This window comes from Teichococcus wenyumeiae, from assembly GCF_003696345.1.
GTDB classification, from domain to species: Bacteria; Pseudomonadota; Alphaproteobacteria; order Acetobacterales; family Acetobacteraceae; genus Pseudoroseomonas; species Pseudoroseomonas wenyumeiae.
Genome location: NZ_RFLX01000002.1, coordinates 76,735 through 93,322, shown reverse-complemented (window position 1 = coordinate 93,322; position 16,588 = coordinate 76,735). Strand labels below are relative to the sequence as shown.

Here is a 16,588-nt window from a genome sequence, read left to right as displayed (position 1 = left end):
ACATCCTGAACAATTTGAGAGTTTGCTAGGCCCCGGAGCGCATTCCGAGTAGGGTGGGCCGCATGATCCCTCATAAAAGCGATGGCTTCAACGACCGGCTGGCTACGGCTGCCAAGGCGAAGGAGGACATGCTGGAACGTTTCCGCGCACGTCCGTCACCCAATGACCCTGCGATGCTGGAGCAGCAGGCTGCCCGCAAGGCCGTCGCGGAAGCCCGCGACGCGCGCAATGCCGCCCGCAAGATGGCGCGTGACGCCGAAGCCGCCCGCCTGAAGGCCGAAAAGGCCGCCGAGGCCGAGCAGCGCAAGATCCAGGCCGCCCAGGAGGCCGCCGAGGCCGAGGCCGCCGCCCAGCGTGCCGCCGCCCTGCCGGCCCTTCAGAAGGCCGCGCGCGACGCCCGCTACGCCGCCCGCAAGGCCCGCCAGCGCTAAGCGCTGCCGGAGCCGTTCGGCCAGCCGCACCTTGGTGACGGCTGGCGGAACCGCGGCGCTTAGCGCCGCGCCTTTCCTTTCTGCAGCTCCCGCTCCACCGCGCCTCTTTCGCTGGAGCCAGCGCGGCGGATGATTTCCCGGATAATGGCGGGCGAGACACGGTGCCGCTTGGCCATGTAGGCCACTTCCGCCTCAAGCTCGGCGCTGTCTGTCGGGCTGGCGCTTTCGGCCTTCGCCTTGTTCTGTATCACTGATGTATTCCTGCGATGAGGTCCCGCCATGGGGCGGGGCCGGTTCAGCCTGCCGGCCGGAGTGGCCAGGCAGGAAAGCACGCTGCGCCTGTCGCTGATGGTCCCGCCGCCCTGCCGGCCGGAACGGCGCCTCAGTCCCGCCGCCGCCCCTTCATGCGCGCGAAGACCATCAGAACCACGCCCAGCGTAATAACGCCGAAAGTGGCGGGTGAGGTGCTGACCGCGTCAAGAATGGCCGACGGAACCCAGATCAGGGAGTCGAGCACCACCCGGGGCACCCACAGCAACGCATCCCAGCCCACGGCATAGGCGGCGATGCCGAGCGCGACCAGAAAGACGCCAAGGGACCAGAGCCTTCCCGGCATCAGCTTCTCCTTACATCGGGCGCGCCGGACATTCTGGCGCAGGACGGCCGGGCTCGCGATGCCCATCTCCGCATGGCAGCCGCCGGCCACGCCGCACGTCTGGCCGGCGGGTGGCGCCGGCTGGCAGGGAAGCACTGAAAGCCTGGGGGAAGTGGCGGACCCGAATGGATTCGAACCATCGGCCTTTGCCTTCGGAGGGCAACGCTCTATCCAGCTGAGCTACGGGTCCTCGCCAGGACCTCCCTTTAGCGGGTTGTGCCGCCGGGGGGAAGCCCCCCGGCGCAGAAGCCTGCGCGGTTCAGGCGGCCAGGGCGGCTTCCACCGCGCTGGCGGTGGCGAAGAGCGCGGCATCGCCGTCGTGGGCGCCGGTCAGCATCAGGCCCACGGGCGCCTCGCCGGGCGCGTGGCAGGGCAGGCTGATGGAGCAGCGGTCCAGGAAGTTGAAGGCGGCGGTGTTGCGCAGCAGCAGCAGGTTGATGCGGTTGTATTCCGCCTCATCCTCCACGGCCGATACGGCGGGCGGCGTCAGGGCGGTGGTGGGGCAGAGCACGGCGTCGTAAGGCGCGGTGCGCTGGGCGGCGGCGGCGATGATGCGGGCGCGTTCCGCCTGCAGGGCAATATAATCCGCCGCGCTCATCGCCGCGCCCTTGCGGATGCGGGCCAGGATGCGCGGGTCGTATTGCGCGGCGGCCTTTTCCAGCAGCGGGCGGTGCCAGGCGTAGGACTCCGCCGCCGCGAAGCCGCCGGTGGCATTGGCGACCGGGATATCCGCCAGCTCCGGCAGGGCGAAATGCTCGATATGCGCGCCGGCGGCCTGCAGCTTCGCCACCGCGCGCTCGAAGGCCGCGATCACGGCGGGCTCCACGCCGTCGAACAGGAAGGTCTTGTCCGGAATGCCGAAGCGCAGCCCGGCCACGGGGCGCGGCGCGGGCGGGGTGGCGCTCTCGGCGCCGGCCATCAGCGTATGCAGCGCGGCGCAGCAGCCCACCGTATTCGCCAGGGGCCCGATGCTGTCGAGGCTGAAGGACAGCGGTAGCACCCCATCCAGCGGCACCCGCTTTGCGGTGGGCTTGTAGCCGACGATGCCGCAGAGCGCCGCCGGCACCCGGCAGGAACCGCCGGTATCCGAGCCCAGTCCGGCGAAGCCCATCCCGTCGGCCACCGCCACCGCGGCGCCGGAGGAGGAGCCGCCCGGCAGCCGCCCCGTGGCGCGGTCGTAGGGGGAGAGCGGGGTGCCGTAATGCGGGTTCACGCCCAGGCCGCTGAAGGCGAATTCCACCATGTTGGTGCGCCCGAGCACCACGAAGCCGGCGCGCTGCAGCCGTGCCACCACCGGCGCGGTGGCCTTGGCCGGCGGCGCGCCGCGCAGCGCGATGGAGCCGGCCAGCGTCGGCACGCCTTCCTGGTCGAAGAGGTCCTTGACCGAGATCGGGATGCCCGCCCAGGGGCTTGGCGCCCGGCCGGCGGCGCGCAGCGCGTCCACGGCGCGGGCGCTGGCCAGTGCCTGCTCCGCCTGCACCGCCACGAAGGCACGGGAACCCTCGCCGGCCGGGTCGGCGATGCGTGCCAGCGCGGCCTCGGTCAGCGCCTGCGCGGTGGTGCGCCCGGCGGCGAGGTCGGCGGCGGCGGCGGCGAGGGAGGGGGTGGCATCAGGCATGGCGGCGGCGGTCCTCGGAATCGGGCGGGGCGGCGATGCTGCGGCGGGTGCCGCGCTATCGCAACCCCATGCGGCCCCGGTCTTGTTCGTCGCCCGTGCCATGGGCAAGCTGCGGGGCAGGGAAGGCCATCGGGGCGAGTCCGGCCTGTGCCATGCGCCGGCGGCCACTGCCGCCCCGCCGCGCCTGTCCCATCAGCACCAAGGATTCCGAGTTCGATGTCCAAGAAATCCAAGCCCGTCCTGCTCACCGGCGCTTCCGGCAACCTGGGCCGGATGCTGGCGCGGGAGCTGGCGGCGCAGGGCTATACGCTGCGCCTGACCGACCTCACCCCCTTCCCGGACCAGGTGCCGGAGGGCGCGAGCTTCACCAAGGCCGACCTGAACGACGGCGTCACGATCCTGCAGCTGGCGGAGGGCTGCCAGGCCATCCTGCATTTCGGCGGCGCTTCCACCGACCAGCCCTTCGAGGTGGTGCTAGGCCCCAATCTGCGCGGCCTCTACCACATCTACGAGGCGGCGCGGCGGGAAGGCGCACGGGTGCTCTTCGCTTCCTCCAACCATTCCATCGGCTTCCATGAGCGTCCGCAGGGCAACCAGGCGAAGCTGGAAGCCGATTGCGAGTTCCGCCCGGACAGCTTCTACGGCCTCTCGAAGGCCTATGGGGAGCTGATGGGCCGCCTCTACTGGGACAAGCACGGGGTGGAGAACCTCAATGTCCGCATCGGCTCCTCCTTCCCCGAGCCGGTGGATGCGCGGATGCTGGCCACCTGGCTGTCCTATGCCGACCTCGCGCGGCTCTGCATCGCCTTCGTGGAGGCGCCCAAGGTCGGGCATGCCGTGGTCTGGGGCGCCAGCAACAACGCGGCGTCCTACTGGGGCGGCGACCACCGCGACCGCATCGGCTGGCAGCCCCAGGACAGCGCCGATGCCTTCGCGGCCAAGGTGGGCCAGATCACCTCCGGCAACCCGGTGACCGAGCGCTACCAGGGCGGCGGCTATACCGCCGTCGGCTACAGCCGCGACGGCTTCAGCCCGCGCGATGCCTTCACGCTGGAGGATTGATGCTGGACCTGCAAGCCGGCCCCTGGCGGGCCGCGCTGCTGCCGGAGCAGGGGGCCGCCTTCGCGCATCTGGAGCATGAGGGCCGCCCGGTGCTGCGGCCGCTGGAAGGGGGCGCCAGCCCCCTGACCGGCAAGGCCGGCGCCTTCTGGATGCTGCCCTGGACCAACCGGCTGGACGGCGGCCGCTTCCCCTGCGCCGGGGAGGTCTACCACTTCCCGATCGCGGAGGCCGCCGGCAACGCGCTGCACGGCCTGGGCCGCGAAGCGCCCTGGGCGGTGGAGGAAGCCGGCCCCGCCCATGCCGTGCTGACGCAGCGGCTGCGCCACGCGCCCTTCGACTACGCGGCGCGGCTGGAGGTGTCGCTCGACCCCGAGGGCCTGTCCCTGATGCTGCGGCTGGAGCACCGGGGTGCGGAACCCTGCCCGATGGGCATGGGCTGGCACCCCTGGTTCCTGCGCCTGCCCGGCAGCGCGCCGCGCCTGGCCGCCACGCACCGCATGGTCACGGACGAGCGCAGCCTGCCGATCCGGGCCGAGCCCAGCGACGGCATCCCCGCAGGCGACACCGGTTGGATGGGCACCGACCAGCATTTCGCGGGCTGGGACGGCACGGCGGTGCTGCAAAGGCCGGACCTGACGGTGACGCTGCGGGCGGAAGGGGACTGGGCCCACAACCTGCAATTCTATGCCCCCGACCACCTGTCGGTGGTGTGCCTGGAGCCGGTGAGCCATGTGCCGGACGTGATCAATCGCCCCACCCTGGCGGCCTTTGGCGCCATGCGCGTGCTGGCCACCGGGCAGGCGCTGGAAGGCCGCGTGCGATTGCGCGTGGGCTGAGCCTTTTCGGCCGGCGCGCGGCGGTCCATGCTGCGCACCATGCCGAAAGCACTCGTCCTCGGGGCCGGGATCATGGGCCTCTGCACTGCCTGGGGCCTCTCGCGCGCCGGCTGGTCTGTCACGGTGCTGGAACAGGACGCGGTGCCCAACCCGCGCGGCGCCAGCGTGGACGACCACCGGCTGATCCGCCACGCCTACGGCGCCCAGCGCGGCTATATGCGCATGGTGGACGACGCCTTCCGCGCCTGGGACCTGCTGTGGTCCGAACTGGGCGAGAGCTTCTACCACCCCACCGGTGTGCTGGCCCTGGCCAGCGGCACCGCCGGCTGGCTGGGGGAAAGCCGCGCCGCCCTGGCCACCGATGGCCATGGCTTCGAGGACCTCGACCCCGCCGCCATCCCCGCCCGCTATCCCATGCTGCACCCGGCGGGCATCGGCGCCGCCCTGGCCATGCCAGAAGGCGGCGTGCTGCTGGCGCGCCCTATCGTCGCCGCCCTGGCCCGGCATCTTCAGGCGCGCGGCGTGGCCTTCGAACGCGGGCGGGCTGTGGGGCTGGACCCCGCCCGGGCCTCCCTGCAACTGGAGGCCGGCGGGGTACGGCAGGCCGACCTGCTGGTGGTCGCCGCCGGCCCCTGGGCGCCGCGCCTGCTGCCGGGGCTGGCGGGGCGGGTGGTGGCCTCCCGCCAGATCGTCGTCTACCTGGAGCCACCGGCGGCGCACCGCGCGCTCTGGGCCCGGGCGCCGATGCTGCTGGATCTGTCGGAGGAAGGCGGCTTCTACGCGGTGCCCCCGGTGGCGGGCACGCCGCTGAAGATCGGCGACCATCGCTTCAGCCGCCAGGGCGATGCCGAAGCGGACCCGCGCGAGGCCAGCGCCGCCGAGGCCGAGGCCATCCTGGCCCTGGCCCGCCCGCGCCTGGCGGAGGCCGGCGGCTACCAGGTGCTGGCCGCCCGCGCCTGCTACTACGACGTGGAGGATGCCGAGCGCTTCGTGGCGGAGCCACTGGGGCCGCATGCCTGGGTCATGAGCGGCTTTTCCGGCCATGGCTTCAAGTTCGGCGCGGTGCTGGGGCTGGCCATGGCCGCCGCAGCCGGCGATGCAGCCCTGGCTGCCGCTCTGCCGCGCTGGGCCGCCGGGGAGGCGCCGCCACCGCACGGCCTGCTGCCGGCAATGTGCCAAATGTTAACCTGAGGATTATTGTTGAGACGCTTCCTCGCCAGACGGCCGCCCGCAGGCTAGATTGCCGCTGCGAGCGACGAGGAGTGGAATGAGGCGTCTGTTGCTGGGTTCGGTTCTGGGGATGGCTGCGCCCGGCATGGCCTGGGCGATCACCCCGGACGGCGCCATATCCGACTGCGCCCGCCCGGCCTCCCGTGCCGAGCGGGTGATCTGCACCGACCCGGACCTGATGGCGGCGGACCGTGGCCTGGCCGGATTGGCCGCGCAGCTTCGCCAGCGGATGCCTGATTCCGCAGCCGCCGCGGCGGCGCAGATCGACTGGGTGCGGCGGCGCGACCGGATGTGCGCTCCTGGCATGACGCCGGATTGCCTCCAGATCGCCTATGCCGAGCGGGAGGCCTGGATTCGCGCCCGCCTGCTGATGCTGCCGCCGCCCCCGCCACCCATGGCCGCCGCGCCGGAGCCTCCGCCGGCCCCCAGACCGCAGCAGCCCGGCCCGGTTCCGCCACCGGCGGTGCCGGCTCTCGCCACGGCCCCGGGAGTGCCCTTCGCCCTGAGCCTTGCCGGCGCGCCCTGCGGCGCCGTGAGCAGCAATGCTCTGCGGGTCATGGGCTGGTCGGTGGGGGATTCTCCCTTTGGGCTGCCGCTGGAGCAATGGTCGAAGCCGGATTTCACCGCCCTGGCCCGCCGCTCCGCCGAATGCCAGGCGGAGAATGGCGACAGCCCGCGCAACGTGCAGGCCATGGGCACGGTGCTGGAACGCCTGCGGGCCGTGGCACGGGACCGACCGGCCGCCCCCGCTGCATCACAACCTGCGGTAGCAGCGCCGCCGCCACGCGCCACGCTGCCGCAGAGCCTACCCCCCGCCGCCCCGGCGCCCGCCCGCCCGGCGGAAGGCGGGGAGGGGCCGCAGGCCGCGCTAAACTGCGCTGACCCGGCGCTGCTGCAGGATGTGTCCTTCACCTTCCAGGCAACGCCAGGGCTGTCGGCCGGCGCCCGCGTCCAGCGCCTGAGCAATCCGCGCCCCTATAACGACGTCATCATGGAAGCCTATAGCGCCACGCCGGCGCTGCGCGCCGAATACCAGCGGTTGCGGCCTTACATGGTGCCGGTGCCGCAATGCCTGGTGAATGCCGAGACCAGCCTGGGGGAAGTCGTGCTTTCCTACCGCCTGTATGTCGAGGGCGGGCGCCCGCTGGTCGAAGTGCAGCGGGTGCCATAACAGAAAGGGCGGCCGAAGCCGCCCTTCCGGGATCATTCCTGCTGTTGCAGCGGTTTGCGCGGCCGGCCAGGGAAGACATCGATCGGTCCGCCCAGGTTGCCCGCCAGTTCGTTCATGTCGCCGGGCTGCGGTTCGCCCGGCGGGATCGGCTCCTGGATGGTGCCGCTGGCGGTGTCATCCGCATCGCGTTCCGCATCCTTCTTGGCTTCGGCCATGATGCCCTCTCAGGACTTGGTGCGGGGGTCGTGGGTATGGTGCTCGTCCCGCTCGCCGCCGCCGCCGGAGATGCGGCTGTCGCGGCTATTGGTCGGGGAGCCCGGCGTCGGGCCGCTGTTGTCGCCGCCACCCTTTTTGCCGGTGGCCATGGACTTTTCCGGATGCTCGCGGTTCTGGTGGCTGCTGCCGGGGCCACCCACGCGCTCGACCTGATCGGGATTCTTGTGCGACATGCCTGGGCCCTCCTCAGCGGTCCTGCTGGTAGCCCTGGTGGGTCGTGTTCTGCTTGATATCGCCGCTGCGGCCCTGCTTGGGGTCGCGGTCCAGGGTCTCGGCCTTGATATTCGACTTCTTCGGGTCCTGGGTCGGGCCCCCGTGCTTCGGCTGGTTCGCCGGCGGAACCGGCGGCATATGCGCGTGCGTCATGGACTTCTCCTTCTTCCGGTGCGGCGGGGCGTTGCCCGTGCCGCTCTGAAGAAAGAACCAGCCTGAGGGGCAGGGGGTTGCAGTTGGGACCCCTCACGAAAAAGGCCGCCCGGGGGGCGGCCTTTCCGGCAGGCTCAGTCGCGGCCGACCACGATGTCCGGCGCATCCTCGGCCTTCATGCCGACGATGTGGTAGCCGCTGTCCACGTGATGCACCTCGCCGGTGACGCCGGCGCCGAGGTCCGAGAGCAGGTAGAGCGCCGAACCTCCCACATCCTCGATGGTGGTGTTGCGCTTCAGCGGCGCGTTGTACTGGTTCCACTTCAGGATGTAGCGGAAGTCGCCGATGCCGCTGGCCGCGAGCGTCTTGATCGGGCCGGCGGAGATGGCGTTCACGCGGATGCCGCGCGCGCCCACGTCCACCGCCATGTAGCGCACGCTGGCTTCCAGCGCCGCCTTGGCCACGCCCATGACGTTGTAATGCGGCGTCACGCGCTCGGCGCCCAGGTAGCTCAGGGTCAGCAGGCTGCCGCCCTCGCTCATCAGCGCGGCGGCGCGCTTGGAGACGGAAACGAAGGAGAAGCAGGAGATGTCCAGCGCCTGCAGGAAGGCCGCGCGCGGCGTGTCCATGTAGCGGCCGCGCAGGAACTGCTTGTCGGCGAAGCCGATGGCATGGACCAGGAAGTCCAGCTTGCCCCAGCGCTTCTCCAGCGTCTCGAAGACAGAGTCGATGCTGGCCTCGTCCGTCACGTCGCAGGGCAGCACGATGTCGCTGCCCAGGCTCTCGGCCAGCGGGCGGACGCGCTTCTCCAGCGCCTCGCCCTGGTAGGTGAAGGCGATCTCCGCCCCCTGGGCGGCCACGGCGCGGGCGATGCCCCAGGCGATCGAGCGGTCATTCGCCACGCCCATGATCAGGCCCCGCTTGCCAGCCATCAGGTTGCCCTTGGCGGGTTCAGGGGTGTTGGATTGCGCGGCAGGTTCCATGTTCAGGCAGGACCGGTTCTGTTGGATGGGACAGCGAAGGTAGGGCGCCGGAGATGTCCGGGGTCCGGCGGCAGGGCGTTGCAAGGGTTAAGGCGTGGTGGCACACCCCCGTCCCGCCGGCAAGAGGAAGCAGGGACAGGAGCAGATGAGCGTACCGACACCCGACGCCGACCCTTTCGCGATCTTCACCGCCTGGATGGCCGAGGCCGAGGCCTCGGAACCCAATGATCCCAACGCCATGTGCCTGGCGACCAGCACGCCGGACGGCTGGCCCAGCGCCCGCATGGTGCTGCTGAAGGGGCTGGACCCCCGTGGCTTCGTGTTCTTCACGAACCATGAAAGCCGCAAGGGGGGCCAGCTTCTGGCCAATCCCCGCGCCGCGCTGAACTTCCACTGGAAGAAGCTGCGCCGCGCCGTGCGGGTGGAGGGCACCGTGGAACAGGTGACGGCGGCGGAGTCCGACGAATACTACGCCACCCGCCCGCGCCGCTCCCGCATCGGGGCCTGGGCCTCGCGGCAGTCGAGCCCGCTGGGCAGCCGGGAGGAGCTGGAGGCGGCGGTGGCCGAGGTGGAGGCCCGCTACCTGGATGACGCGGTGCCGCGCCCGTCGCACTGGGGCGGCTTCCGCGTGCTGCCGCAGCGCATCGAGTTCTGGCGCGACATGCCCTTCCGCCTCCATGACCGCCGCGTCTTCCATGCCCAGCCGGGCGGCGGCTGGCGCTCCGAGACGCTCTATCCCTGAGATGGGCCCTGACATGGGCTGCGCCCCCGCGCCGGGGCGCAGCCCATGCTGGCGCAGCACCCCACGACTGCGTTATTCTGTGCAATCCGCAAAGGGTTTCCGTTCATGCTGACTCGCCGTTCGCTGCTGCTTGCCTCCAGCGCCGCCGCCGTCCTGCCGGGCGCGCTGGCCGCCCCCTCCGCCCGGGCCCAGACGCCCAAGGACGTGCTGGTCTTCGCGAAGCAGATCGACGACATCATCTCGCTCGACCCGCATGAGGCCTTCGAATACACGGCCTCCGAGATCGCGGGGAATGTCTACCAGAAGCTGGTGACGACGCCGAACAGCAACCCCTCTGAGATCCGTGGCGAGCTGGCCGAGAAGTGGGCTGTCTCGGACGGCAACAAGACCTTCACCTTCACCCTGAAGGACGGCCCCAAGTTCGCCTCCGGCAAGCCCGTGACGGCTGAGGACGTGGCCTTCTCGCTTTCCCGCGCCGTGATCCTGAACAAGTCGCCGGCCTTCATCATCAACCAGTTCGGCTTCACCAAGGACAACGTGGCCGAGCGCATCCGCGCCACCGACGCCAAGACCCTGGTGCTGACGACCGCCGAGCCGACCGCGCCCTCCTTCCTGCTCTACTGCCTCTCGGCGGCGGTGGGCAGCGTGGTGGAGAAGGCGGTGGTGACGGCCAATGCCAAGGGCGATGACCTGGGCAATGCCTGGCTGAAGCAGAATTCCGCCGGCTCGGGCTCCTATATGGTCCGCCAGTGGAAGGCCAGCGACAACGTCATGCTGGACGCCAACCCGCATGCGGTCGAGCCGCCGAAGATGAAGCGCATCATCATGCGCCATGTGGCGGACCCCTCGGCGCAGCTGCTGGGCCTGCAGAAGGGCGACTTCGACATCGTGCGCAACCTGGTGGCCGACCAGATCGCCTCGGTGGAGAAGGACAGGAACTTCACGGCGCAATACGCCCGCAAGGCGAGCCTGATGTATCTCAGCCTGAACCAGAAGAACCCCAACCTGGCGAAGCCCGAGGTGCGGCAGGCGATCAAGATGGCGATCGACTATGCCGCCATCCAGAAGAACATCGTGCCCACCACCTACGCGGTGCACCAGGCCTTCCTGCCGGATGGCCTGCCGGGTGCGCTGACCGACAAGCCCTTCCAGAAGAACGTGGCCGAGGCCAAGGCGCTGCTGGCCAAGGCCGGCCTGGCCGACGGCTTCGAGCTGTCCTTCGACTACTTCTCCGGCGCGCCGACCTCCGACATCGCGCAGGCGGTGCAGGCCAACCTCGCCGAGATCGGCATCCGCCTGAAGATGTCGCCGGGCGAGCAGCGCGCGGTCATCACCAAGACCCGTGCCCGCACGCATGACATCGCCATGGTGCGCTGGGGCTCCGACTACTTCGACCCCAACAGCAATGCCGAGGCCTTCTCCATCAACACCGAGAATGGCGACGAGGCCCGCAACAAGACCCTGGCCTGGCGCGCGAGCTGGCTGATCCCCGAACTCTCCGCCAAGACCCTGGAAGCGCAGAAGCAGACGGACGCCGAGACGCGCGCCCAGATGTACCTGGATATCCAGAAGGAGCACCAGCAGACCTCGCCCTTCGTGATCATGCTGCAGGAGATCGAGGTCTCCGTCTCCCGCGCCGCGGTGAAGGGCTTCGACATGGGGCCGATGAACGACCGGCACTCCTACACCAACATCACCAAGGCCTGAGTATTCACTGAATGCGATCCGATGGGGAACTTCAGGCGGAACTGCTGCCGCCTGAAGCCGAGCCGCCCGCCGCGCCCCCGCCTGCTTCCGGGGTAGCGCGTCGGGCCCGTCCTTCCGCCGCGTGGCTCCGGCTGCGCGGCACCCTCTCCACCCTGGCCAGCGTGCCCATCACGCTGTTCGGGCTGGCGGTGGTCACCTTCTTCATCGGACGCGTGGTGCCGATCGACCCGGTGCTGGCCATTGTCGGCGACCGGGCGCCGGCGGATGTGGTGGAGCGCGCGCGGCTCGACCTCGGGCTGGACCAGCCGCTCTACGTGCAGTTCTGGCGCTACCTGGGGCAGATCTTCTCGGGCGACCTCGGCCGCTCGGTGATGACCTCCAACCCCGTCACCCAGGATATCGCCCGCTTCTTCCCGGCGACCTTCGAGCTGGCGACGGTGGCCATCATCATCGCCGTGCTGATCGGTGTGCCGCTGGGCGTCTGGGCGGCGACGCGGCAGGGCAAGTTCGTCGACCAGGCGGTGCGGCTCTTCTGCCTCGCCGGGCATTCCCTGCCGGTCTTCGTGCTGGGCCTGCTTTCGCTGCTGCTCTTCTACGCCAAGCTGGGCTGGGTGCCCGGCCCCGGGCGGCAGAGCATCTTCTTCGAAGGCATGGTGGAGGAACGCACCGGCATCCTGACGGTGGACAGCCTGCTGGCCGGCGACTGGGGCGCCTTCAACGACGCGCTCTACCACCTGATCCAGCCGGCGGGCGTGCTGGCCTTCTTCTCGCTGGCCTATATCGCCCGCATGACGCGCGCATTCATGCTGGCGGAGCTGCGCAGCGAATACGTCACCACCGCGCGCGCCAAGGGGCTTTCCTCGGCCCGCATCGTCTGGCGGCATGCCTTCGGCAATATCATGGTGCCGCTCGTCACCGTGCTGGCCATGACCTATGCCGGGTTGCTGGAAGGCGCGGTGCTGACCGAGACGATCTTCTCCTGGCCCGGCCTCGGCCAGTACCTGACCGTGTCGCTGCTGAATGCCGACATGAACGCGGTGCTGGGCGCCACCCTGGCGGTGGGGCTGATCTATGTGGTGCTGAACCTGCTGGCGGACATGCTCTACCGGCTGCTCGACCCGCGGGTGAAATAAGATGAGCGAAGCGACCATGAGCCGCCGTGAATGGCTGCTCTCCGACACGCCCACCTCCCGCGCCCAGGCCAAGTGGGGCCGGCGCTACCAGACCTGGCTGGCCTTCCGCCGCAACGGGCTGGCGGTGGCGGGCCTGTTCATCGTGCTGGCCATGCTGGTGCTGGCCATCTTCGCGCCGCTGCTGGCGACGCATGACCCCGGCGTGCAGGTGCTGGCCGACCGGTTGCAGCCGCCTTCCGCCGCCCATTGGCTGGGCACGGATGAACTGGGGCGCGACACCTATTCCCGCGTGCTCTACGGCGGCCGCGTGACGCTGGGCATGGTGGTGGCCGTGGTCATCCTGGTGGCGCCGCTGGGGCTGATCGTCGGCTGCGTCGCGGGTTATGCCGGCGGCATCGTCGACAAGATCCTGATGCGCGTCACGGATGTCTTCCTGGCCTTCCCGCGCCTGATCCTGGCGCTCGCCTTCGTGGCGGCCATGAAGCCGGGCGTGGAAAGCGCCGTGGTCGCCATCGCGCTGACCGCCTGGCCGCCTTATGCGCGGCTGGCGCGGGCGGAGACGCTGACCATCCGCAACGCCGATTATATCGCGGCCGTGCGCATCACCGGGGCCTCGCCCTGGCGCGTCATCCTGCGCCACGTGACGCCGATGTGCCTGCCGTCCCTGACGGTGCGCGTGACGCTGGACATGTCCTCCATCATCCTCACCGCCGCCGGCCTCGGCTTCCTCGGCCTCGGCGCGCAGCCGCCGATCCCCGAATGGGGCACCATGATCGCCACCGCCCGCCGCTTCATCCTGGAGCAATGGTGGGTGCCGGTGATCCCGGGCATCGCCATCTTCATGGCGAGCCTCGCTTTCAACCTGCTGGGCGATGGCCTGCGCGACGTGCTGGACCCGAAGCAGCGATGAACAAGCCTCTCGTAGAAATCCAGAACCTGCGGGTCGATTTCCCCACTGCCTCGGGCAGCTTCAACCCGGCGGTGCGCGGCGTCTCCATGTCCCTGGGGCGGGAGAAGCTGGGCATCGTGGGGGAAAGCGGCTCCGGCAAATCCGTCACCGGCCGGGCGCTGATGCGCCTGTTGCCGGAACCGGCGCGGGTGCGGGCGGACAAGCTGGTCTTCGACGGCATCGACGTGCTGGCGGCCCGCGAGCGGCAGATGCGCCGCCTGCGCGGCGGCCGCATCGGCCTGATCCTGCAGGACCCGAAATACAGCCTGAACCCGGTGATGACGATCGGCCACCAGATCGCCGAAGCCTGGGGCACCCACAACAAGGGCGGCCGGCGGGAAGCGCGGGAGGCCGCGCTGAACCTGCTGGAACAGGTCCGCATCCGCGACCCGAAGCGCGTGCTGGATGCCTATCCGCACGAGGTCTCGGGCGGCATGGGCCAGCGCGTCATGATCGCGATGATGCTGGCGCCCAACCCGGACATGCTGATCGCGGATGAGCCGACCAGCGCGCTGGATGCCTCCGTGCAGGCCGAGATCCTGAAGCTGATCGAGGACCTCGTTTCCGCGCGCGGCATGGGTCTGATGCTGATCAGCCACGACCTGCCGCTGGTGGCCCGCTTCTGCGACCGCGTGGTGGTGATGTATGCCGGGCAGGTGATGGAAACCCTGCCGGCGCGCGACCTGCACCGTGCCGAGCACCCCTATACCCGCGGGCTGCTGGACTGCATGCCCGCGCTGTCTCAGAAGCGCGCGCGCCTGCCGGTGCTGACCCGCGACCCCAAGTGGCTGGAGCCGCGCACGTGAGCCAGGCGATGATCGAGGCCGGCCGCCTCAACGTCCATTTCGGCGACAACCAGGTCGTCCACAACGTCTCCTTCAGCGTGGCGCCGGGGGAGACCTTCGGGCTGGTGGGCGAGTCCGGTTCCGGCAAATCCACCGTGCTGCGCTGCCTGGCCGGGCTGGTCGATAGCTGGGACGGCACGCTGAGGATCGACGGCCAGCAACTGGGCCACAAGCGGGACCGCGCCTTCTTCCGCAAGGTGCAGATGGTCTTCCAGGACCCCTATGGCTCGCTGCACCCGCGCCAGACGGTGGACCGCATCCTGGCCGAGCCGCTGGCCATCCATGGTGTGCCGGATGCCGAGACGCGCATCACCCGCGCATTGGAGGAGGTGGCGCTGCCGCGCACGGCGCGCTTCCGTTATCCGCACCAGCTTTCCGGCGGGCAGCGGCAGCGCGTGGCCATCGCCCGCGCGCTGATCGCCGATCCTTCCGTGCTGCTGCTGGATGAGCCGACCAGCGCGCTCGACGTTTCCGTGCAGGCGGAGGTGCTGAACCTGCTGGCCGACCTGCGGCAGGCGCGGCAGCTCACCTGTATCCTGGTCTCGCACAACCTGGCGGTGGTGGGGCATCTGTGCGAGCGGCTGGCGGTGATGCAGGGCGGCCGGATCGTCGAGATCCTGTCCGAGCAGCAGCTCCGCGCCGGGCAGGCAACCCATTCCCACACGCGGGACCTGATCGCCCTGTCGCACGAGCTGGAAGGCTGAGGGCGCCGGCCCGCCGATGCTGACGGGCCTCCAACCTGCTGTGGTGCTGGTCAATGCCCTCGACCTGATCGGCACCTTTGTCTTCGCGATCAGCGGGGCGGCGCTGGGCGTGCAGCGGCGCATGGACCTGTTCGGCGTGCTGGTTCTGGCCTTTGTCACGGCGGTCTCCGGCGGCATCCTGCGGGATGTGCTGATCGGCGCGCTGCCGCCGGCCTCCGTCGCAAGCTGGCACAACCTGGCCCTGGCGCTGGTGGCCGGGCTGCTGGTCTTCCAGTTTCATCCCTTGCTGGGCCGGCTGCGGCACCCGGTGCAGTTCTTCGACGCCGCGGGCCTGGGCGTCTTCGCCGTGGCCGGCACGCAGAAGGCCCTCGCCCATGGCATCAACTGGCCCATGGCGGCGGTGCTGGGGATGATCAGCGGCATCGGCGGCGGCATGGCGCGGGACGTGCTGACGGCGGAGGTGCCCACCGTGCTGGTGGCCAATATCTATGCCCTGGCCGCGCTGGCCGGTGCCATGGCGGTGGTGGCCGGCTACCAATTCGGCTGGCCGCCGACCCCGGCGGCGCTGGCCGGGGTCGCGCTCTGTGTCTTCCTGCGCCTGATGGCGCTCTACCGGGGCTGGAAGCTGCCCGTCGCCGGCCCAAAGGGCGGCTGAGCGGGGGCGGCTTTCGCCCGCCGCTCCAGCGCCCAGGAACACAGGAAGATCGCCAGCCCGGCGGCGCTGAGCAGCGCGCCCACCCAGCCGGTGGAGGTCCAGCCATAGCCGGCGGCGATGGCCATGCCGCCCAGCCAGGGGCCCAGCGCATTGGCGATGTTCAGCGCGCTGTGGTTCATGGCGGCGGCCAGGGTCTGGGCTTCCTGCGCCACGTCCATCAGCCGCGTCTGCAGGCCGGCGCCGAGCGCCACGCCGCAGCCGATCAGGAAGACGTTCAGCCCCAGCGCCCAGACATTGCCGGCGGTGACCAGCACCAGCAGGCAGGCAAAGAAGATCCAGAGCAGGATGCCGGCGATGGCGGGCATCAGCGCCCGGTCCGCCACCCAGCCGCCGCCGATATTGCCCACCACCATGCCCAGGCCGAAGACCATCAGCATCAGCGGCAGCACACTGGCCGGGGCGCTGGCCACCTGCACCAGCGTCGGCTCCAGATAGGTATAGACGGCGAACATGCCGCCGAAGCCCACGGCGCCGGTGGCGATGGTCAGCAGCACCTGCGGCTTCCGCAGCGCGCCCAGTTCCTGCAAGGGGCTGGTGGCGGCCGCGGCGGCACCGCCACGCGGGGCAAACAACGCCAGCAGCAGCGCCGTCAGCAGCGCCAGCCCGCCCACCAGGCCAAAGGACGCGCGCCAGCCGAGGAACTGGCCCATCCAATTGGCCAGCGGCACACCGGCCAGGGTCGCCAGCGTCAGCCCCAGCATGACCTGGGCCACCGCGCGGGCGCGCCGGTCCGGCGGCGCCAGGGAGGCCGCCACCAGCGAGGCGATGCCGAAATAAGCCCCATGCGGCAGGCCGGAGACGAAGCGGAAGCCCACCAGCCAGTCGAAGCCGCTGGCGGTGGCGCTGGCGAGATGCCCCAGCGCATAGAGCAGCATCAGCCCGATCAGCAGCAGGTGGCGCGGCAGCCGCGCCGCCAGCACGGCGATGACCGGCGCGCCGACCACGACGCCCAGGGCATAGGCGCTGATCATGTGGCTGCCCTGCGGCAGGCTGACATCCATGTTGCCGGCGATGTTCGGCATCAGGCTCATCACCGCGAATTCGCCGATGCCGATGGCGAAGCCACCCATCGCGAGGGCCAGGATCACCAGCTTGGCGCGGGCGGGCGAAAGCGTGAGGGCACCGCCCGACGCCGTGCCGGGGGAGGGAGAAAACGTCATGGTGG

20 protein-coding genes and 1 tRNA gene are annotated in these 16,588 nt (G+C 70.4%); 12 read left to right on the top strand and 9 right to left on the bottom strand.

All coding sequences use genetic code 11. From position 1 onward, the window contains the following. The first annotated feature begins 62 nt into the window (after positions 1–62). Entirely contained in the window at positions 63–431 is a 369-nt protein-coding gene (locus EBE87_RS03420) for a DUF6481 family protein (RefSeq protein WP_120638527.1), read from the top strand. 59 nt (positions 432–490) lie between these two features. Here EBE87_RS03420 and EBE87_RS03415 read toward each other — a convergent pair whose 3' ends face one another. The 4 genes from EBE87_RS03415 to EBE87_RS03400 form a co-directional block, all read right to left on the bottom strand. After that, positions 491–682 carry a DUF3606 domain-containing protein gene (locus EBE87_RS03415; RefSeq protein ID WP_120638526.1) on the bottom strand — a complete coding sequence of 64 codons (192 nt, stop codon included), beginning with the start codon at positions 680–682 and terminating at the stop codon, positions 491–493. Between the two features lie 131 nt (positions 683–813). Next, positions 814–1,113: a hypothetical protein gene (locus EBE87_RS03410; protein ID WP_233553225.1), complete on the bottom strand. Its 300-nt coding sequence runs from the start codon at positions 1,111–1,113 to the stop codon at positions 814–816. An 86-nt stretch (positions 1,114–1,199) separates the two neighbouring features. After that, a tRNA-Arg gene (locus tag EBE87_RS03405) sits at positions 1,200–1,276 on the bottom strand. A gap of 69 nt (positions 1,277–1,345) precedes the next feature. Then, positions 1,346–2,704, bottom strand: coding sequence for an amidase (locus EBE87_RS03400; protein ID WP_122139880.1), 1,359 nt, complete (start codon positions 2,702–2,704; stop codon positions 1,346–1,348). 216 nt (positions 2,705–2,920) lie between these two features. On the opposite strand from EBE87_RS03400, the gene EBE87_RS03395 reads away from it, so the two are divergent. The 4 genes from EBE87_RS03395 to EBE87_RS03380 all read left to right on the top strand — a co-directional run bounded on the left by EBE87_RS03395 (position 2,921) and on the right by EBE87_RS03380 (position 7,003). Further along, the gene (locus EBE87_RS03395) at positions 2,921–3,766 is read left to right on the top strand and encodes an NAD-dependent epimerase/dehydratase family protein (protein ID WP_120639705.1); all 846 of its coding nucleotides are present in this window, start codon (positions 2,921–2,923) and stop codon (positions 3,764–3,766) included. Beyond that, entirely contained in the window at positions 3,766–4,602 is an 837-nt protein-coding gene (locus EBE87_RS03390; RefSeq protein ID WP_120639704.1) for an aldose epimerase family protein, read from the top strand. The genes EBE87_RS03395 and EBE87_RS03390 overlap by 1 nt, the downstream gene beginning before the upstream one ends. 39 nt (positions 4,603–4,641) lie before the next feature. Continuing rightward, positions 4,642–5,793: an FAD-dependent oxidoreductase gene (locus EBE87_RS03385; protein WP_158600966.1), complete on the top strand. Its 1,152-nt coding sequence runs from the start codon at positions 4,642–4,644 to the stop codon at positions 5,791–5,793. 76 nt (positions 5,794–5,869) lie between these two features. Next, complete coding sequence (locus EBE87_RS03380) at positions 5,870–7,003, top strand: lysozyme inhibitor LprI family protein (RefSeq protein WP_147465020.1); 1,134 nt, start codon at positions 5,870–5,872, stop codon at positions 7,001–7,003. A 32-nt stretch (positions 7,004–7,035) separates the two neighbouring features. On the opposite strand, the gene EBE87_RS03375 is transcribed toward EBE87_RS03380, so the two are convergent. From EBE87_RS03375 to fabI, 4 genes are all read right to left on the bottom strand, one after another. Continuing rightward, positions 7,036–7,218 carry a hypothetical protein gene (locus EBE87_RS03375; RefSeq protein WP_120639701.1) on the bottom strand — a complete coding sequence of 61 codons (183 nt, stop codon included), beginning with the start codon at positions 7,216–7,218 and terminating at the stop codon, positions 7,036–7,038. A gap of 9 nt (positions 7,219–7,227) precedes the next feature. Then, on the bottom strand, positions 7,228–7,452 hold the full coding sequence (locus EBE87_RS03370; protein WP_120639700.1) for a hypothetical protein: 225 nt from the start codon (positions 7,450–7,452) through the stop codon (positions 7,228–7,230). A gap of 13 nt (positions 7,453–7,465) precedes the next feature. After that, on the bottom strand, positions 7,466–7,645 hold the full coding sequence (locus tag EBE87_RS03365) for a hypothetical protein (RefSeq protein ID WP_120639699.1): 180 nt from the start codon (positions 7,643–7,645) through the stop codon (positions 7,466–7,468). Between the two features lie 134 nt (positions 7,646–7,779). Next, positions 7,780–8,628, bottom strand: coding sequence for an enoyl-ACP reductase FabI (gene fabI, locus EBE87_RS03360; RefSeq protein WP_120639698.1), 849 nt, complete (start codon positions 8,626–8,628; stop codon positions 7,780–7,782). A gap of 97 nt (positions 8,629–8,725) precedes the next feature. Here fabI and pdxH point away from each other — a divergent pair, with 97 nt between their 5' ends. From pdxH to EBE87_RS03325, 7 genes are all read left to right on the top strand, one after another. Next, positions 8,726–9,370: a pyridoxamine 5'-phosphate oxidase gene (pdxH, locus tag EBE87_RS03355; RefSeq protein ID WP_267898231.1), complete on the top strand. Its 645-nt coding sequence runs from the start codon at positions 8,726–8,728 to the stop codon at positions 9,368–9,370. 105 nt (positions 9,371–9,475) lie between these two features. Then, entirely contained in the window at positions 9,476–11,077 is a 1,602-nt protein-coding gene (locus tag EBE87_RS03350) for an ABC transporter substrate-binding protein (RefSeq protein ID WP_120639696.1), read from the top strand. Between the two features lie 11 nt (positions 11,078–11,088). Further along, on the top strand, positions 11,089–12,210 hold the full coding sequence (locus tag EBE87_RS03345; protein ID WP_120639695.1) for an ABC transporter permease: 1,122 nt from the start codon (positions 11,089–11,091) through the stop codon (positions 12,208–12,210). 1 nt (position 12,211) lies between these two features. Next, complete coding sequence (locus EBE87_RS03340) at positions 12,212–13,120, top strand: ABC transporter permease (RefSeq protein WP_120639694.1); 909 nt, start codon at positions 12,212–12,214, stop codon at positions 13,118–13,120. After that, positions 13,117–13,965, top strand: a complete 849-nt coding sequence (locus tag EBE87_RS03335) for an ABC transporter ATP-binding protein (RefSeq protein WP_120639693.1) — start codon at positions 13,117–13,119, stop codon at positions 13,963–13,965. Before EBE87_RS03340 ends, EBE87_RS03335 begins: the two co-directional genes overlap by 4 nt. Continuing rightward, positions 13,962–14,708, top strand: coding sequence for an ABC transporter ATP-binding protein (locus tag EBE87_RS03330; RefSeq protein ID WP_456316288.1), 747 nt, complete (start codon positions 13,962–13,964; stop codon positions 14,706–14,708). The genes EBE87_RS03335 and EBE87_RS03330 overlap by 4 nt, the downstream gene beginning before the upstream one ends. 16 nt (positions 14,709–14,724) lie before the next feature. After that, positions 14,725–15,363, top strand: coding sequence for a trimeric intracellular cation channel family protein (locus EBE87_RS03325; RefSeq protein ID WP_120639692.1), 639 nt, complete (start codon positions 14,725–14,727; stop codon positions 15,361–15,363). Here EBE87_RS03325 and EBE87_RS03320 read toward each other — a convergent pair. After that, positions 15,318–16,583, bottom strand: coding sequence for an MFS transporter (locus tag EBE87_RS03320; protein ID WP_120639691.1), 1,266 nt, complete (start codon positions 16,581–16,583; stop codon positions 15,318–15,320). The genes EBE87_RS03325 and EBE87_RS03320 overlap by 46 nt on opposite strands. Positions 16,584–16,588: the final 5 nt, after the last annotated feature.

What these genes read in the sequence shown, in the direction of transcription:
- EBE87_RS03325 (WP_120639692.1), top strand. Translation starts at nt 14,725, where the DNA reads ATGCTGACGGGCCTCCAACCTGCTGTGGTGCTGGTCAATGCCCTCGAC.
- EBE87_RS03340 (WP_120639694.1), top strand. Translation starts at nt 12,212, where the DNA reads ATGAGCGAAGCGACCATGAGCCGCCGTGAATGGCTGCTCTCCGACACG.
- EBE87_RS03365 (WP_120639699.1), bottom strand. Translation starts at nt 7,645, where the DNA reads ATGACGCACGCGCATATGCCGCCGGTTCCGCCGGCGAACCAGCCGAAG.
- EBE87_RS03390 (WP_120639704.1), top strand. Translation starts at nt 3,766, where the DNA reads ATGCTGGACCTGCAAGCCGGCCCCTGGCGGGCCGCGCTGCTGCCGGAG.
- EBE87_RS03375 (WP_120639701.1), bottom strand. Translation starts at nt 7,218, where the DNA reads ATGGCCGAAGCCAAGAAGGATGCGGAACGCGATGCGGATGACACCGCC.
- EBE87_RS03370 (WP_120639700.1), bottom strand. Translation starts at nt 7,452, where the DNA reads ATGTCGCACAAGAATCCCGATCAGGTCGAGCGCGTGGGTGGCCCCGGC.
- EBE87_RS03320 (WP_120639691.1), bottom strand. Translation starts at nt 16,583, where the DNA reads ATGACGTTTTCTCCCTCCCCCGGCACGGCGTCGGGCGGTGCCCTCACG.
- EBE87_RS03385 (WP_158600966.1), top strand. Translation starts at nt 4,642, where the DNA reads ATGCCGAAAGCACTCGTCCTCGGGGCCGGGATCATGGGCCTCTGCACT.
- EBE87_RS03395 (WP_120639705.1), top strand. Translation starts at nt 2,921, where the DNA reads ATGTCCAAGAAATCCAAGCCCGTCCTGCTCACCGGCGCTTCCGGCAAC.
- EBE87_RS03335 (WP_120639693.1), top strand. Translation starts at nt 13,117, where the DNA reads ATGAACAAGCCTCTCGTAGAAATCCAGAACCTGCGGGTCGATTTCCCC.
- EBE87_RS03420 (WP_120638527.1), top strand. Translation starts at nt 63, where the DNA reads ATGATCCCTCATAAAAGCGATGGCTTCAACGACCGGCTGGCTACGGCT.
- EBE87_RS03400 (WP_122139880.1), bottom strand. Translation starts at nt 2,704, where the DNA reads ATGCCTGATGCCACCCCCTCCCTCGCCGCCGCCGCCGCCGACCTCGCC.
- EBE87_RS03350 (WP_120639696.1), top strand. Translation starts at nt 9,476, where the DNA reads ATGCTGACTCGCCGTTCGCTGCTGCTTGCCTCCAGCGCCGCCGCCGTC.
- EBE87_RS03380 (WP_147465020.1), top strand. Translation starts at nt 5,870, where the DNA reads ATGAGGCGTCTGTTGCTGGGTTCGGTTCTGGGGATGGCTGCGCCCGGC.
- EBE87_RS03410 (WP_233553225.1), bottom strand. Translation starts at nt 1,113, where the DNA reads ATGGGCATCGCGAGCCCGGCCGTCCTGCGCCAGAATGTCCGGCGCGCC.
- fabI (WP_120639698.1), bottom strand. Translation starts at nt 8,628, where the DNA reads ATGGAACCTGCCGCGCAATCCAACACCCCTGAACCCGCCAAGGGCAAC.
- EBE87_RS03345 (WP_120639695.1), top strand. Translation starts at nt 11,089, where the DNA reads ATGCGATCCGATGGGGAACTTCAGGCGGAACTGCTGCCGCCTGAAGCC.